General features: G+C 64.9%; 15 protein-coding genes and 1 riboswitch. Of the genes, 11 read left to right on the forward strand and 4 right to left on the reverse strand.

The features are described 5' to 3' along the window. Window positions 1-51 precede the first annotated feature (51 nt). Window positions 52-990 carry a phosphate/phosphite/phosphonate ABC transporter substrate-binding protein gene (locus HII33_RS05625; RefSeq protein WP_179394835.1) on the reverse strand — a complete coding sequence of 313 codons (939 nt, stop codon included), beginning with the start codon at window positions 988-990 and terminating at the stop codon, window positions 52-54. A gap of 287 nt (window positions 991-1277) precedes the next feature. Beyond that, window positions 1278-1769 carry a GNAT family N-acetyltransferase gene (locus HII33_RS05630; RefSeq protein WP_179394836.1) on the reverse strand — a complete coding sequence of 164 codons (492 nt, stop codon included), beginning with the start codon at window positions 1767-1769 and terminating at the stop codon, window positions 1278-1280. A 224-nt stretch (window positions 1770-1993) separates the two neighbouring features. Here HII33_RS05630 and HII33_RS05635 point away from each other — a divergent pair, with 224 nt between their 5' ends. The 7 genes from HII33_RS05635 to HII33_RS05665 all read left to right on the forward strand — a co-directional run bounded on the left by HII33_RS05635 (window position 1994) and on the right by HII33_RS05665 (window position 7693). Further along, the gene (locus HII33_RS05635; RefSeq protein ID WP_179394837.1) at window positions 1994-3349 is read left to right on the forward strand and encodes an FAD-dependent oxidoreductase; all 1356 of its coding nucleotides are present in this window, start codon (window positions 1994-1996) and stop codon (window positions 3347-3349) included. A gap of 249 nt (window positions 3350-3598) precedes the next feature. Beyond that, window positions 3599-4132, forward strand: coding sequence for a hypothetical protein (locus HII33_RS05640; protein WP_179394838.1), 534 nt, complete (start codon window positions 3599-3601; stop codon window positions 4130-4132). Between the two features lie 5 nt (window positions 4133-4137). Further along, complete coding sequence (locus HII33_RS05645; RefSeq protein WP_179394839.1) at window positions 4138-4797, forward strand: TetR/AcrR family transcriptional regulator; 660 nt, start codon at window positions 4138-4140, stop codon at window positions 4795-4797. 124 nt (window positions 4798-4921) lie between these two features. Continuing rightward, the gene (locus HII33_RS05650) at window positions 4922-5905 is read left to right on the forward strand and encodes a polysaccharide deacetylase family protein (protein ID WP_179394840.1); all 984 of its coding nucleotides are present in this window, start codon (window positions 4922-4924) and stop codon (window positions 5903-5905) included. A gap of 111 nt (window positions 5906-6016) precedes the next feature. Then, window positions 6017-6820 (forward strand): HAD family hydrolase, encoded by an 804-nt coding sequence (locus HII33_RS05655; protein ID WP_179394841.1) that lies wholly within the window; start codon window positions 6017-6019, stop codon window positions 6818-6820. 35 nt (window positions 6821-6855) lie between these two features. Then, window positions 6856-6914, forward strand: a riboswitch (Fluoride riboswitch). Window positions 6915-6959: 45 nt separating this feature from the next. Next, window positions 6960-7352, forward strand: coding sequence for a fluoride efflux transporter FluC (locus tag HII33_RS05660; protein WP_179394842.1), 393 nt, complete (start codon window positions 6960-6962; stop codon window positions 7350-7352). After that, window positions 7349-7693 (forward strand): fluoride efflux transporter FluC, encoded by a 345-nt coding sequence (locus HII33_RS05665; protein ID WP_179394843.1) that lies wholly within the window; start codon window positions 7349-7351, stop codon window positions 7691-7693. Before HII33_RS05660 ends, HII33_RS05665 begins: the two co-directional genes overlap by 4 nt. 64 nt (window positions 7694-7757) lie before the next feature. Here the strand turns inward: HII33_RS05665 and HII33_RS05670 are convergent, their stop codons facing one another. Both HII33_RS05670 and HII33_RS05675 read right to left on the reverse strand, forming a co-directional pair. After that, window positions 7758-8204, reverse strand: a complete 447-nt coding sequence (locus tag HII33_RS05670; RefSeq protein WP_179395753.1) for a threonine/serine exporter family protein — start codon at window positions 8202-8204, stop codon at window positions 7758-7760. Continuing rightward, entirely contained in the window at window positions 8204-8968 is a 765-nt protein-coding gene (locus HII33_RS05675) for a threonine/serine exporter family protein (RefSeq protein ID WP_179394844.1), read from the reverse strand. The genes HII33_RS05670 and HII33_RS05675 overlap by 1 nt, the downstream gene beginning before the upstream one ends. Before the next feature lie 140 nt (window positions 8969-9108). Here HII33_RS05675 and HII33_RS05680 point away from each other — a divergent pair, with 140 nt between their 5' ends. From HII33_RS05680 to HII33_RS05695, 4 genes are all read left to right on the forward strand, one after another. Next, window positions 9109-10788: an Hsp70 family protein gene (locus tag HII33_RS05680; protein WP_179394845.1), complete on the forward strand. Its 1680-nt coding sequence runs from the start codon at window positions 9109-9111 to the stop codon at window positions 10786-10788. Then, window positions 10785-12578 (forward strand): hypothetical protein, encoded by a 1794-nt coding sequence (locus tag HII33_RS05685; protein WP_179394846.1) that lies wholly within the window; start codon window positions 10785-10787, stop codon window positions 12576-12578. Before HII33_RS05680 ends, HII33_RS05685 begins: the two co-directional genes overlap by 4 nt. Window positions 12579-12731: 153 nt before the next feature. Then, the gene (locus HII33_RS05690; protein WP_179394847.1) at window positions 12732-13640 is read left to right on the forward strand and encodes an EamA family transporter; all 909 of its coding nucleotides are present in this window, start codon (window positions 12732-12734) and stop codon (window positions 13638-13640) included. A 157-nt stretch (window positions 13641-13797) separates the two neighbouring features. Beyond that, window positions 13798-16389, forward strand: a complete 2592-nt coding sequence (locus HII33_RS05695; RefSeq protein WP_179394848.1) for a cation-translocating P-type ATPase — start codon at window positions 13798-13800, stop codon at window positions 16387-16389. The last annotated feature ends 96 nt before the right edge of the window (window positions 16390-16485 follow it).

Consider the following 16485-nt stretch of genomic DNA (forward strand, 5'->3'; position numbering starts at 1 on the left):
CAAAACGAGGCTGAGAGTGCCTCTCAGCCTCGCTCGGACGAGCCCCCAAGATCACTCGGCGTCAGCGTTCGCGATCTTTTCGTACTTGCGCACGATATCGAAGTTCGAATCCTTACTGTGGACGTACCCTTCGTGGGTGTAGACACTTGAGATGATCGCGTGGCCCTTCTTGGTCTTCGCGATCTTGATGAAGGCGTTGGCGAGCTTGGTGCGGAAGGCCTTGCTCATATCGGTGCGGACCGCGATGGTATCGTTCGGGATCGGCTTGGTGAAGTACAGCGGGATCACTTTGTCCATGATGTCCGGCACGTCCTTCTTGACCACGTTGCGGGCGTCTTCGAACACGAAGGCCGCGTCCGTGTCACCGTTCAGAACGGACATGACGCCTTGGTCGTGCCCCTTGACGGTGACCAGCGTGTCGTCTTTGGCGATGTCGATCCCCTTGTTCTTCAGCTCGACCATCGGCCAGATGTAGCCGGCAGAACTGGTGACGTCTTGGACCGCGATCTTCTTACCCTTGAGGTCATTGATCGACTTGATCTTAGAGCCCTTCTTGACCACGATCATGGACCGGTAGCTGTCGGAGAGCTTGGTGGTCGAGAGACCACCTGGTTGCTTGATCCCGAAGCGCTGCGCCTGAAGCAAGATGTCTGCGGCGCCTTGCTTGTGGGCCTGAACGTAGCCGTCAGGTGGCAGGAAGCCAACATCGACTTGCTTAGAGTCCATGGCTTCGACGATCGAGTTGTAGTCGGTCGAGACGGAGACCTTGACCGGGATCCCGAGCTCCTTTTTCAGGAGCCCTTCCAGCGGCTTGGCCTTGGCTTCGATCGTGTCGGCCTGGGATGACGGAACGAATTGGATGTTCAACGACTTGGGCGTGTAGCTGGTCTTGCTGCTCTTGTCGCTTGCGGACTTGCTTCCACAAGCCGCCAGTGCAACGGCGGCGAGCAGGGCGGTGCCGGTCACCGCGAGTGTTTTCCAGAACTTCATGCGAATGGTCCCCCAATGGATTGATTTGCGTGTTGCAACACAATTTTTCGGCAAAACACGAACATTAAAAGTGACACACCACTGATCGGGTGGCAATGTCCGAATTTTTCTGGCCAAGTTGGAGTATAGACCTGGATCGGGCTGAAAACAAGCGCAAAACCGTAAAAAAACCGTCGATCGTTCGTAAATTTACGAATGATCGGCGGAGGCTAGCGGCTTAAAATACGTGAAGTGCGACTAATTGGCCCTTGACCCGATGGGGAACAAGTCATCCGAGGGTCGAATGGTCAGGCGTGCAGCGTCTGCACGAGGTTGTACCACACTTCGCCGGCGTGCGTCGACGCAGAGCGGCCTTCGTTGACGAAGCCGTTGCGTGTGTAGAAGGGGACGAGCGCCGCCAGGCAGGTCAATGTCATGGCCCGGCGCCCCTGTGCGCGGGCGACATCCGCCAAGGCCGTCAGCAGTTGGCTGCCGAGTCCCTGTCCGCGGCGGGTGGGAGCGACGGCCAGACTGAGCACCGTCTGATAGGGGGCGTCGGGCTGGTTCGGGTGCGTACGCGCGTAGAGGGCGTCGTCTAAGTAGCGTTTCGTGTAGGCGGGCCCGACGATGAAGCCGACCACCGCCTGGGCGTCGGTGGCGACGAGGAAGGTGTCGGGGATCGTGGCGATGCGCGTCGTCATACTGGGGACGGTGGCCGCTTCGGCCGGGGTGAATCCGGCGCGCTCGATGCGCATCAGGGCGTCGAGCTGGTCGGGGGTGGCAGGGGCGATCTGGATCATGGGCATGTCCTTTCTTACCGGTCTGGTTCACACCCGAGACCGGTCTGGTTAGTCGTCTCGCGCTAGCATACCGCAGCTAGCGGCATCAGTTCAAGCGGCTCGGTTCATTAAGAAACTGATAATAGCCAATTTAATCTGCTGCTATCTAGCCGTGCACAGCCGACCTGTGGTAGAATGATAATGTGAAAGCACTCTCAATCTACCCCCGAAAGGATGACCCTAATATGAAGATCATTGTTGTCGGTGCCACGCACGCAGGCACCTTTGCGACACAGCAGACCCTGACCGAACACCCCGATTACGACGTGACTGTTTACGAGAAGAACGACACGCTGTCCTTCCTCTCCTGTGGGATCGCGTTATGGGTCGGCGGGCATGTGTCCGATCCCAACAAGATGTTTTATTCCAGCCCGGAACAGCTCGCCGAGCTCGGCGCAGACATGAAGATGGGCCACGAGGTCACGGCGATCGATAGCGCGAGCAAGACCGTCAGCGTGACCGAGCTGGCGACCGGCGCCCAGTTCACGGATACTTATGACAAGCTGGTGTTCACGCCGGGCTCCGCGCCGATCGTACCGCCGCTGCCAGGGATCGACTCCAGCCGCGTGTTCTTCTGCAAGGACTGGAACGACGCGAAGAAGCTGCAGGCCAACGCGGATCAGATCCAGTCTGCCGTGGTGATCGGGGCCGGTTACATCGGCGCCGAGCTGGCCGAGCAGTACGCGGTCAACGGCAAGGCCGTCACCCTGGTCGACGCACTGCCGCGAGTGCTGGCGAAGAACTTCGACGCGACGATCACCGACCGCGTCGAGGCACTGTACCGCGATAACGGGACCACGTTGGCATTGGGTGAAAAGGTGATCGGATTCGAAGACACCGACACCCAGATCACCGTGACCACCGACGCTGGGCGCTACACCGCGGACATCGCCGTCTTGGCGATCGGCTTCCGGCCGCACACCGAGCTCTTGAAGGGCCAAGTCGAGATGCTGGGCAACGGCGCGATCTTGACCGATGACTATATGCGCACCAGCAACGAAGACATTTTTGTTGCCGGCGATAGCGCGGCTGTTCACTACAACCCGACCGGCAAGTCTGACTACATCCCGCTGGCGACCAATGCGGTGCGTCAGGGGATGCTGGTGGGCAAGAACATCGCCGCGCCGACGGAGAAGTACCTCGGGACCCAGGCCTCCAGTGCCGTTGAGCTGTTCGATCGCTGCATCGCGGCGACCGGGCTGACCACTGAAGGCGCCAAGGCGCGCGGCGTCGCCGTCGAGAGCGTGACCATCGAGCAGGATTACCGGCCGGACTTCATGCTGACGACCACCCCGGTGCTGGCGACGCTGACCTGGGACCCGGCAACACGCCGTGTGCTCGGCGGGGCCTTCTACAGCCAACACGATGTCTCCATGTCCGCCAACGTCATCTCCATGGCGATCCAGACCAAGATGACGATCGATACACTGGCGATGGTCGACTTCTTCTTCCAGCCGAACTTCGACCAGCCGATCAGCTGGGTCAACGCCGTGGCGATGGCCGCGGTGGCTCAGGCAGATCGCCTGGTGCAAGCGAACTGATCGGCGCCCACTTCGGCGCTGGTCGCCCGTTACGCGATCGGCGTCAGCGGGCACAGGGAGGGCGTGTGACGTTTGTCGCACGCTTTTTTTTGCGACCACAACCGCGTTGCGGCGCGCCCGGGGCCGGAATGGCCGGCCCGCTACCGTGAATCGTTGCGGGGGGCTCAGCCATTTTGGGGGCGTCCCGATTTGTGCGCCAGCGCGGGGGGTTCCTGTGCTAAACTGGAAGGGATGATAAAGGAGAGAGCCATGCACACAAAACTGATCGGATCAATGGCCATTGTGCTCACCCTGGTGGGGTTGAGCGCCTGCAAGCGGCAAGACAGCAGCGCGATGGGCGCCGTCTATGTCGCCAAGACCTACACGGTCGGCACCAAGACCACGAAGCTCACCGCCGCAGACGACTTGACGCTGGAGCTGTTCCTCGCAGACGCCGATCAGCGCGGCGTGCTGACGACTGCGACGGCTAGCGCTGGCACCTACTACCGCCGCTACGAGGGGTTGACCGTTGGCGCCAAGAAGCTGACGATGAACGGCGAGATCGCAGGGCTCCGGTACAGCAACGCCGATGACTTGGCCAACAATGTCAACCCGGCCACGTATTCGTACACCCAAAGCGGGGCGCATAAGGCGGTCGGGACCTACACGCGCCGAGGCAAGACACTTGACCTGAAGATGGGCGAGACGACTTGGCACCTGACCCGAACACAGAAGCGCACGCGCGTCATGCTGCCATACGGGGTGGCGGATCAGGCCAAGACGAGCAAGCTGGATAAGGAATGACTGAGATGACGCAAACGGATGTGACGACGCTTTTTGCCCAGTCACTGGATGCCGCACACCTGTCGAAGAAGCAACAGGCGGTGCTCAACGCGAGCCTCGCCTTGTTTGCGACGCACGGGTTCGACAGCACGAGCACGCTGGATATCGCCAAACTCGCCGGGGTGTCGGAAGGGACTGTATTCAAGCGTTTCAAGACCAAGGACGGACTGTTGCAGGCCGTCTTGCAGCCCTTCTTGCGCGGGGTGCTGCCGATCGAAGCGGGGAATTTTGTCGCCAAGCTTCAGCACGCGCAGGCCAGCCACTTCGCCGATCTGCTCAGCTTCGCCCTGCGCGATCGGGTCGAGTTCGTGATGGCCAACCGCCGTGAGATGCGCGTGTTTATTCAAGAGATGGTCAAGGACCCGACGATCCTGAGCGGGCTGACCGCCGACTTGAACACCCTGCTGCTGCAGGCGGTCGATCCGCTGTTCGCCCAGTATCAGGCGGCCGGTGAGCTGGTCGATTGGCCGTCGATGCGGATCGTGCGCTACATCACTGGGACGTTGCTCAGTTACTTGTTGCCCAATGTGGTGATGAGCAGCGATGCGTTGGATGTGGATCAGGTCTGCGCCGAGTGCATCGAGTTCCTGCTGGCGGGGTTGACCCCACCGAGACAAGGCGCCTGAGCGTGATCGCTCAGGCGTTTTTGGGGTGTGATCGCGGGCCAAAACGCGCGATCCGTCCGGTAAATGAGAGACTCTAATTCGCGCGTGTGCGCCCCATGCTATCCTGACAGTGGAGGGCGATAACATGAAACGATGGCTGATCGGATTACTACTGGTCGCGGCACTTGCTGGGTGCGCGCGGCCCAAACAGGCGCAGCGAAGCGCGGTGCATCAGGCGCCAAGCGCTAAGGCAGCGGCCAGCAGCAAAGCGGTCGCCAGTCGGCGATCGAGCGAGGCTGCGCGGGCGGCCTCGAGTAGCGCCAGTGCGGCGAATACCAAAGCGGCCAGTGCCCAGGCTGCGAGTGCTAGTGCATCAAGCGCCAGCCGGGCGCGTGATGCGCAGGCCCAGGCCGCCACGCTGCCACAGGGGACCAACCACAACGCCCGGGCGGCGGCTTACGCCCACCCGGCCGCTACAGTTCACGCCGAGATGACGGGGCGGCTGGATCCCAGCCAGCCCAAGACGGTGTACCTGACGTTTGACGACGGGCCGAACCTGACGATGACGCCGCGGATCCTGGCGGTGCTGCGCCAGGCGCAGGTCCCCGCCACCTTCTTCGTCGTTGGGCGGCAGGTCGGCCCGCGCACGGCCGCCATGCTGCGGCGCGAGTACGACGAGGGCCACGCGATCGGGCTGCACAGTCAGACGCACACGTATGGCTTCGAGCGCACCGGTAACGCAGGGGCCACCGCCTGGGAGATCGACCAAAGCCTGGCGGCGGTGCGCCGGGTACTCGGGGTTGGCTTTGTCACCCACGCCTGGCGCTACCCCGGCGGCCACATGTCCTGGGCGGCGCACCTCGCCAAGCCGGACGCCGTCGTCGCCGCCCATGGCATGAGCTGGATCGACTGGAACGCGGCAAGCGGCGATGCGCTGGGGCGCACCAGCCCGACGACGGTCCCGGCGATGCTTGCGTACCACAGCCGCAGTTTGCAGGCGTACGGCCCGCACAACGCGACGGTGGTTCTGATGCACGATGCGCCGGATAAAACGACGACGCTAGCGGCCTTGCCGCAGATCATCGCCTACTACCGCCAGCGAGGCTACCAGTTCGGCGTGATCGCGTAGTGTGTCCACGCCGGGCCACTTAAGGCTTGCGCTGAAACGCGTTTCAGCTGGTATGGTAAAGCCAGCGTCGAAAGCGCACACTTAAGGGCAAAGACGATAGGAGTGGACACGATGATCCGCATGATTTTTTCTGATATGGACGGCACCCTGCTGGATGCCAACGGCAACGTCAGCGAGACGAACGCCAAGTTGATCCGGGACAGTGAGATCCCGTTCACCTTGGTGTCGGCGCGTGCGCCGATGGAGATGGCCGATGCCATCACGCGCCTCGACTTGGACGGACCGCAGATCGGCTTCAACGGGGGGCTGATCTACGAACGTGCGGCGACGGGGTGGCATGTGCTGGACGCGGCCCCGATGGATACGTCAGTGGCGGAGCAGATCATCACCGCGGTGACTCGCGACTTTCCAGCGGTCAGCCTGAGCTATTACACCGTCGACGACTGGTTCGCCGCGCGCATCGACGAGGGGCTACGCGGGGAGATCGCGGTCTCGCACCAGATGCCGACGCTGGCGGAACCGCACACGGTGTTCGCCCGCCACGACCTGGCGATCTTGAAGATCATGATGATCACTTTCGACCCCGCGGAGCTCCAGCGGTTGCAGGCATACTTTGCAGCGGCGGCGTTTCCCGGCATCTCAGCGCAGCAGTCCGGGACCGCTTGGTGGGAGGTCACCAGTGCCGCGGCCCAAAAATCGCGTGGCATCCAGTACATCCTGGATCGCTACGCCTTGCGTGCGGCCGAGACCGCGGCGTTTGGCGACGGGCACAATGACCTGCCGATGCTGAACATGGTCGGCACCCCGATCGTGATGGCCAACGCGCTGCCGGAGATCCAGGCGGTGGCCAAGCACCTCACGCTGAGCAACGTGGAAGACGGCGTCGGGCGGGGGATCTGGCAATACTTGAAGTGACTTGCGCGGCGCAAGCGCGACGCGTATACTGACCACATTGAGATGGCGATGGTGTTCGCCTATTCGGGCCACCGATGATGACACCTACCTTGTGCAGACAGGGTAGGTGTCATTTTTTTGCCAATATAGGAGGGGTAACATGATTCAGACTAGGATCCCGCTTGCCGGGGTCATCGCGGTTTTTGTCGGCGGGATGGGCGGCGGCGTTGCACGCGCCGCCGTCGGGTGGTGGTTGCACGACAGCCAGACGCTCATGGGCACGACCACGGTCAACTTGCTGGGCAGCTTCGGCTTGGCGTGGCTGACCTATGGCTTGAGCCAGCGGGCAGCGCTGCCGGAGTGGCTGATGCTCGGGCTGGGCACCGGTTTCATCGGCGCCTTCACCACTTTTTCGAGCCTGGTGCTCGCAGCGGTGCAGACGGTCGCGACCAGACCCGTCATCGCCGGGGCAGTGCTCGCACTCAACCTTGGCGGCGGGGCGCTGGCCGCTTGGGCCGGGCGGGCGTGGGGCCAAAGGCGGTGGGCGCGATGATCGGGTGGATCGCCTTGGGCGCAGGGTGCGGCGCGACCCTGCGGTACCTGACGACGCAGTGGAGCAAGCAGCGTTGGCCTGGGCGACCAGTCGCCACGATCCTCGTCAACCTTAGCGGCGCGCTGGTCGCCGGAATGCTGGCGAGCCTGCCGAGCACCGGTTGGCGACGCAGCCTCCTGGTGACCGGACTCTGCGGCGGGTTGACCACGTTTTCCACGATGATGGTCGACGCCGATATCCTGGCGGCGACCAGCCGCTGGCGCGCAGTCGGCTATGTTCTGGGCACGACCGTTGCGGGGCTGCTTGCGGTGCTGGTCGGGGCGTGGCTAGTTGGCGGTTGAGAACGCCCCCAATCGGGCTTGAGGTCGTGGACCATAGCCTGGTCACAATGGGATGGTGTCTGGGTCAGCGGGCGGGCCGTCGGTGCAAGTGGCGGCGCAGGGGGCGAAAAAGCGCCTCGGCCACGACGAAGCCAACCGCGAGGCTGATCGCGATGGTCAGCGTCTTGATCAGCCCCTGCTGGGCGGCGGCTTCCTGTCCGAGGGTGAAGGCCTTCATACTCATGTAGATGATCGCGCCAGGGACCAGCGACACGAGGCTGGGGATATACAGCACGTTGACGGGGGCCTTGACGACCACGGCAAACGTGTTGGCGACGAGCCCGATGGTGACGGCCGCCAACAGGTTCGGGAGGATCACGTTGGGTGTCAGGCCGGTGATCACGACGTACACCACCCACGAGGCGGCGCCGGTGACCCCGGCCGGTAGGAGCGTTCGCCGCGGGATATTAGTGATGATCCCGAACCCCACGCTGGACGCAAAGGCGACGATGGCGTGGATCAGTAGTTGCATCATGCGCGCCCTCCCGTCAGCAGGTGAGCGAGTGCGGCGCCGACCACAACGCCGCCACCGATTGCGCCAGCCACCATCACGGCATCCACGGCGCGCACCAGCCCTGAGATCGTGTGCTTGGCGATCAGCTCACGCAGGGAGTTGGTGATCGCGACGCCGGGGACTAGTGGCATCAAGGCCGAGATGATGATGTTATCCGCGCTCACGCCGACCCCGGCGCGTTGCAGGCCAGTCGCCAGCAACCCGATCACGGCGCCGCCGGCTGCCACCGCGATGTATGGCGTCTCGGTGTGGCGGCCGACTTGGTTGGCGGCGAGGTAGCCGGCGATCCCGACGCCGAACGCCCAGGCCAGGTCGGACCAAGCAGCCTGGAACAGCAGCATCGGGGCGACCGACACCAGCCCAGCCCCCAAGATCTTCTGGGGCCACGTGTAGTCGCGCCGGGTCGTCTCGATGGCGCCGACGGCTTGGTCGAGGGTGGCAAAATCGATGGCACCGGCCGTGAACTGGCGCGACAAGGTATTGACCGCGTCGACCTTGCGCAGGTCGAAGTCCTTGGTCCGGACCTTGACGAGGTGGGTCGCCGTGTCGGTGTCGGCATCGACGAACAGTGCGGTCATCGTCGCGTGACACGAGATCGGGACGCCGGCTGCGACGCCGATGTATTCGACGGTTCCTTCGACGCGGCCGGTCTCGGCACCGTTCTCCAAGAGCAGCTTCCCGACGCGGCCGCAGAGCTCGATGATCGTTTTTTCACTGGGCATGGCGCACCTCCAACATGTGATTGGGTCCAGTATACGAGTTCAGGCGGGTGGCCGGCAAGCTGCAGGCGGTATTCGGTGGCGCAGGACCTGTGTTAGAATAGCGATACCGGGGGAACGGGGAAGAAAGCAGGCACAATACGATGACAGTAGTGGGCATCGATCTAGGGACTTCCAATAGCTTGATTGGGTACTGGGACGGCACGGCGGTGCAGCTGATCCCCAACAGCCTTGGCAGCGTCTTGACGCCGTCAGTGGTCGGCGTCGATGACGACGGCGGGCTGGTCGTCGGCGCCGTCGCCAAGGCCTGGCAGTACCAAGGCCGCGACACGGCCGCCGAGTTCAAGCGGCAGATGGGGACCGCCAAGACGTACCGGCTGGGCGGGCACGACTACTCGCCGGTGGAGCTTTCGGCGCTGGTGCTGAAGGCCCTGGTCGCAGACGCGACGCGAGCCCTCGGTGAGCCGGTGCAAGATGCGGTCATCAGCGTGCCGGCGTATTTTAATAACCAGCAGCGCGAGGCAACGATCCAGGCGGCGCGCCTGGCCGGCCTGACGGTGCAGCGCCTGATCAGCGAGCCGACCGCCGCCGCGCTGGCGTACGGGCTGCACCGAACCAACGCCGAGCAGTTCCTGGTGCTCGACCTGGGCGGTGGGACCTTCGACGTCTCGCTGCTCGACATGTTCGAAGGGGTGGTGCAGGTCAAGGCGATCGCCGGGGACAACTACCTCGGTGGCCACGACTTCACGCGCGCCTTGTGCCAAGACTTCATCACCAACACGTTGGGCGTGCAGTCGGTCGAACCGGCGCAGTGGGTGAAGCTGTACGCGCAGTTCGACGCGGTCAAGCAGCAGCTGAGCACAGACGAGACGGTCACGCCGACGATCACCCTCGATGAGACCAGCTACCCGCTGACGATCGATCGTGCGCGGTTTGCCGCGCTGTGCGCCCCGCTGTTGGCCCGCCTTCAAGGGCCGATCACGCGGGTGATGCGCGACGCGGGGTTGACCCTCAGCGACATCGACCGGGTGCTACTGGTCGGCGGGGCGACGCGCATGCCGGTGGTGCGCCAGGAGGTCGCCCGCCTGTTTCGCCGCCTGCCGGATGTCAGCCTTGAGCCCGACCAGGTCGTGGCCCAAGGCGCCAGCCTGCAGACGCAGCTGGAGTCCGACCCGGCGCTTGAGGCTGAGCTGATCATGACCGACGTCGCAGCCTACACGCTGGGGATCGAGACGGTGGCCGAAGACGCGAAGGGCCAGCTGATCCACGACGTGTTTGCGCCGATCATCGAGCGCAATACGCCGATCCCGATCAGCATCACGCGGACCTTCACGGCCGCGGGGCGCGGGCGCACGATCGAGTTTTCGGTCTATCAGGGCGAAAATCCGCAGGCGTCGGCCAATCTGCACATCGGCACCCTGACGCTGCAGTCGCGCCACAAGGTTGACGCCCCGTTGACCGTGCGCTTCTCGTACGATGTCAACGGCGTGCTCCTGGTCGAGGCAGAGGACCAGACCTCCGGCGCCAAGGGCGAGCTGGTGATCACCCAGGATGCGCAGACACTGGACCAAGCAGCGATCGACGCGTCGTTAAAGAAGCTGGAAGCGTTCAAGGTGCTGCCTAAGGACCGGGCGGCGAACCAGTTTCTGCTGGCCCAGCTGGCGCGCGCGTACGAGGCGCACACCGGGACCGTACGTGCGACGATCCAATCGGCGATGGTCGATTTTCGTAGCGCGTTAGACGGGCAGGATCCGCGTGAGATCGCCCGCACTCAGCAGGCGGTGACGGCGTTTTTGGCCCAGCTCGACGGTGACTGGTCATGACTGCTGCGGATTGGACAACGCTGGGAAGCGCGCCGACCACCGATGCGGCGGCGATCCGCCGCGCCTACGCGAAGCGGCTGCGCGAGATCGACCGGCACGACCCGACGGCCTTTCAGGCACTGACGCAGGCTTACCGCGCGGCTCTGCAGGCGGCCCAGGACGCGGCCAGCGCAGGCGCCTCGGCCCCGGACGATGTGCCGCCCGATGAGGGCCAAGCGGGCGATCCGCCACCAAGCGCGCCGCAGCCGCCGACGTTCGCCTCCCCGCCAGCCGCCGTGCACCCCCCGGCCTGGGCGCCGGTGACCGACCCGGCCCCGACATGGGCAAGCGCGGCTGCGCCCGGGACCACGTGGAAGCCGGGTGACTCGCTGACGGAGGCGGTGGCGCTGGCCGAGACGCCACTGGTGGACTGGGCGACCCAGTTCGATCAGTTCATCGCGGCCGGACGCTATTTTAGCGATGTGACCGGGTGGCACACCCTGCTGCACCGACTGCGGCAAGCCGACCTGGACACGCAACTCACCGGGGTGACCCGGTTGCTCGCCTGGCTGACGGCCGGGGGCAACGGGGGCTTGATCGCGCCGGCTGCGCAGGCCGCCATCGCGGATACCCTCGAGCGACTCGACGCGACGGCGCTGCCGGCGGCCCGCGAGTGGCACCAGCAAGTCGTGGGGGTGCCGCCGATGGCTTACGTGCCGGCGCTCACGCTCCCGGCTGACGAACAGGCCGAGTGGTACCGCACGCGGTTGCGCTTGTATGGGCTGCTGAACGCGCCGGACGCGACGGCCCAAGACGCACTGCCAGCGGTGTGCGAGCAGCTTTTGGCCGGGCCCTTGATCGACGCGGACACGGCGATCTTGCTGGCTGGCGCGACGCTGATGCTGGCGCCCCGACTCCCGGTCGACGCGCTCGCCGTGATCGAGGCCCAGTTGGCCAAGGTCGCCTCGACCGATCCGGCCCGTCAGCTGATCGAGGCGTATGTGGCCGTGATGACCGGTACTCAGCTGACCGCGTCGATGCCTCGCCCGACGACGGCCAGCGGGATGCCTGTCCCGGCGGCGATGTACGCGTTCATCAGCATGGTCTTCGCCCCGACGACCAAGGCCGCAGAAAAATTGTGGCGGCAGCTGCCGCGCTGGCTGGTCCCAGACGACTTGCGGCGGTGGGTGATCCGGCACGTCTATGAGTTGCCGCGGCCCAAGTCCCGCCGACGCAAAGTGGTGCTCAGGTGGATCGTCCTCTTGGTGCTGATCCGCGGGGCGAGCATGCTGTGGCCCGACTCAGGCGACACCAGCGCCCCTACGCCTTCGCGGGTTACAGAATCTAGTGTGGCGCGTGTCCACGTGCCTCAGGTGGAGTTCCACGACGACTTCTTCGGTCCCGCCGCCCAGGTCGGGCGCATCGAGACGCTTGATGCCGACCCGCACGCTGGCAGCCAGGTGATCCTGTGGGCTTACTGGGCGAGCCACCGCACCGTCTCGGGGGTCGCCTTCAAGCCAGAGCTGTTCACCGGCACCGCGCTGGCACAGATGCAGACCGGACCGCCCAGTCAGCTGAAGCAGTTGACGGACGGTCAGTGGACCAGCCTGTGGTTCCACTGGTCGGCGACGGATAAGCAGTTTGGCGCCTACGAGTGGTGGACCTCACCGACGACGGGGCAGTGGTTCGTCGTCCGCCTGCAACCGCAGTCAGCGACGGTCGCCGCGGAGTTATACGGGCCGGGGTGGACGCCCTTGGCGGCGACCGACGAGCGCCGGCTGCGTGAGCAGGCGATACCGAGCGATCCGTGACTATCCGCGATGCGCCCGGACGTGCGAGGCCGTCACAGAAGTGGCCGCGGTCTTGGCTGTGAAGACGAGGTGCTTCTGGGGGTATCATTTTGCCCGAGACGCTGGTAATATAAGCGCATTGGACTTTTTGGACGATGCGTAAGGAGTTAAGTGATGACTGATCAACAAAAAGGGCTGTGCTTCGCGATCCTCGGCCCGATGTTCTGGGGCGTCTCGGGCAACGTGGCGCAGTGGCTCTTCCAACAGCCTGGAATCCGGCCGGACTGGCTGGTCGCGGTGCGGTTACTCGGCGCCGGGAGCCTCTTGATGGCGTACAATGCCGTTCGTCAGCGCCCAGCGTTGACCCGGCTCGCCCATACCCCGCAAGCGCTGTGGGCGCTTTTGGGCTTCGGCGTCTTCGGGGTGGTCGTGTCGCAGTTCACGTATTTTTCCGCCGTCGCGACGAGCAACGCCCCGACGGCAACGGTCCTGCAGTACCTCGGGCCGGTGTTCATCATCGGCTACCTGGCGCTGCGGCATTGGGAGTGGCCGCGCCGCGTCGATGTGGTGTCGATCCTCGTCGCCTTCGCCGGGATCTTCCTGCTGGTGACACACGGCCGCCTCGATTCACTCGCGCTATCGCCAGCGGGCTTGTTCTGGGGCGTCGGCGCGGGTCTGGGGGCGGCGATCTACACGTTGATGCCAGCGAAGCTACTGAGGCAGTTCAACGCGCTGGTCGTGTCCGGTGGCGGTATGTTAGCCGGTGGGCTGGTGCTGGCGCCGCTTCTGGTCATGCACCGCGGCCCGGCGCTGACGTGGCCGATCGTGCTGGGGATCGGCTACGTCACAATTTTTGGGACGCTCCTGGCGTACCTGCTGTACCTGCAGAGTATGAAGTACTTGCGCCCGACGACGGTGGCGATGCTGAACGTCTTCGAGCCGCTGTCGGCCACACTTGTCTCGATCCTGTTTTTCCATGCGCGCTTCGGCGCCGCAGAGGTGGTCGGCGGGCTCTTGGTGCTATCGACGACGTTCTTGCAGACGATGCCGGCGCGCCGCCTGCACCTGCCCCACCGGGATTAACGGTCCAAAGTCGCCTGCGGGCGGCTTTTTTGGCGTCCGCTTGGGGCCCTGCGGCGGCGGTGGAACGGGCGGATCTAGCCGATTGGTTGCACGATATAATCATGTCCAATATAATTAAAGTAGGTAGTCACTGAAGACCCCCCAAGAGGAGGCCCATATGACGCAATTGAATGCTCAGTGGTTCCGTCGCCACCCCGATGAATTGGCGACCCAACTCAACACCGATCCCCACACTGGCCTGACCGCGGCAGACGCCGCCGCCCGCCTGGCGCGCGACGGCCCGAACGTCTTGGTCGAGGCCCAGGCGCCGGGTCTGTGGCGGCGGATCGGCCACCACCTGCGCGACGTGACCGCGATGATCCTGCTGGTCGCGGTCGGCTTGGCCACGTACCTCGCACTGACGACTGACAGCGGGTGGGTCAAACCCCTAGTGATCGGCGCGATCGTTGCGCTCAATGTCGGAATCAGCGTGTTTCAAGAAGGGCGCGCGGAGCAAGCGCTGGCGAGCCTCAAGGCGATGAACCCGCCGAGCGTGACGGTGATCCGCGGCGGCCAGGCGCAGACGGTCCCCGCAAGCGCGCTGGTGGTCGGGGACGTGATCAGCTTGCGGCCCGGCGACACGGTACCGGCCGATGCGCGCGTGCTGACCGCGACCGCGCTGTCCGTCGACGAAGCGATGTTGACCGGCGAAAGCGAAGCGGTCGGCAAAGACCGTGATGAGGCCCCGGCGTTGTATAGCGGCACGGCGGTCCTGACCGGTCAGGCGACGGCGATGGTCGTTGGCGTCGGGATGGCGACCGAGCTCGGTCAGATCGCCCGGATGCTGACGCGCACCGCGCCCGTTCAGACGCCGCTGGCCCGCCGCCTGGATCAGCTCGGCAAGCGCTTGTCTCTGGTGGCCGTGCTCGGTGGGTTGCTGACGATCGCGCTAGTGCTCGGCCTGTACCAGGACTCACCGGCTGAGGGCTTGATGCTCGGGATCGGCTTAGCGATCGCCGCCGTGCCCGAATCGCTGCCGGTGATCGTCACCCTCAGCCTGACCGCCGGAGTGCAGACCATGGCGCGGCAGCACGCGATCGTGCGGCGCATGCCGGCGGTCGAGACAATCGGGAATGTGACCGTGATTGCATCGGATAAGACCGGAACGCTGACGCAAAACCGCATGACCGTTACCCGCTTCTGGCCGGGGCAAGGCCCCGCGGTCGCAGCGGCTGACGCAACGATCGCGGCACAAAGCCAGCTGTGGGCGCTGGCGTCGGCGGTCCGACCCGCAGCAGACGGGACGCTCACCGGCAGCCCGACAGATATCGCCGTGACACGCTTCGTCGCAGAGCACGTCCCCCTGGCGGATGTGCAGGCGCGCTACCCCCAGGTGGCTGAGGCGCCGTTCGATTCCGCGACGAAGCACATGGCGACGCTGCACCGTGATGGGGCCGGCTATCTCGCCGTGGTCAAAGGGGCGCCGGACTGGCTGGCACTGAGTGGTGCGAGCGCGCCGCGACAGGCGGTGCACGACGAGATGGCCGAGGCGGGCCTGCGGGTGCTGGCCGCCGGGGTCAAGTACTTTGACACCGATCCTGGGCCGGACTGGCAGACGCACTTGACCGATCTGACACCGCTGGGGCTGGTCGGGATCGTCGATCCCCCCCGGCCGGAAGTGCCGGCAGCGATCGCCACGGCGCAGGCCGCCGGGATCCGCACCGTGATGATCACGGGGGATCACCTTGCGACGGCCGAGGCGATCGGCCGCCAGATCGGCCTGTTGCCGCCGGGCGCCCTGACCCTGACGGGGGCGGAATTGGCCGCGCTGGATGACGCCGAGCTGGCCGCGGTGATCGACCGCGTCCATGTGTTCGCCCGCACGACACCGGCGGACAAGCTCCGCATCGTGCAGGCCTGGCAGGCGCGCGGCGAGGTGGTCGCGATGACCGGTGACGGGGTGAACGATGCACCAGCGCTACGCCAGGCGGATGTCGGGGTGGCGATGGGCATCACCGGTACCGAGGTGGCCAAGAATGCCGCAGATATCGTGCTGACCGATGACAATTTTGCCACCATCGTCGGGGCCGTCCGGCAGGGGCGGACGGTGTACCAGAACATCGTCAAAGCCGTTGAGTTCCTCGTGTCAGTGAACTTCGCCCAGATCTTCACCATGATCGTCGCGGTGGCGATCGGCTGGGGTGCGCCGCTGTCCGCCGAGCAGATGCTGATCGTCAACCTGTTAGCCGACGGGATCCCTGGGATGTTCCTGAACCGCGAACCCGCCGAGGCGGGGCTGATGGCCCAGCCGCCGTTGCCGCGGACCGCGAGCCTCTGGGGGGCTGGACTCGGCCGACGGGTGGCGGTCCGCACCGCGACATACGTGGTGCTGATCCTCGGCGTCTACGCGCTGGGCCGCTTCGGCCCGGCCGGCTCACCGGCCCTGGGTGTCACGATGCTATTTCTTGTCTTGGCGATCGGGTCCGTGTTGGACCTGTTCGCAATCAAGACTCGCCAGCGCCTCACCCGTCAGACGCTGCGGACCAATCCAGCGCTGACCATCAGTTGCACGGTGATCATCTTGAGCCTGATCGCGCTCGTCAGCGTGCCGGCGCTCGGCGCCTGGCTGGGCCTGGTCCCGCTGACCCTGACGCAGTGGGGTGTGGTCGGCCTGACCAGCGTGCTGCCACTGATCGTCGTTGAGACCTACAAGCGTTGGCAACACCGCGATGTGCTCGCGCACTGGCAAGCCGCGGCCGACGCTGATTGAACGACCGACGACCCGTCATCATGCGATGACGGGCTTTTTTAATGGGCTTTAGCCTGGTGCGCGCGGAAACGCGCCTGCCTCAAAACCACCCGCTAT

Origin of the sequence: Lacticaseibacillus absianus (assembly GCF_013407595.1) — a bacterium.
GTDB classification, from domain to species: Bacteria; Bacillota; Bacilli; order Lactobacillales; family Lactobacillaceae; genus Lacticaseibacillus; species Lacticaseibacillus absianus.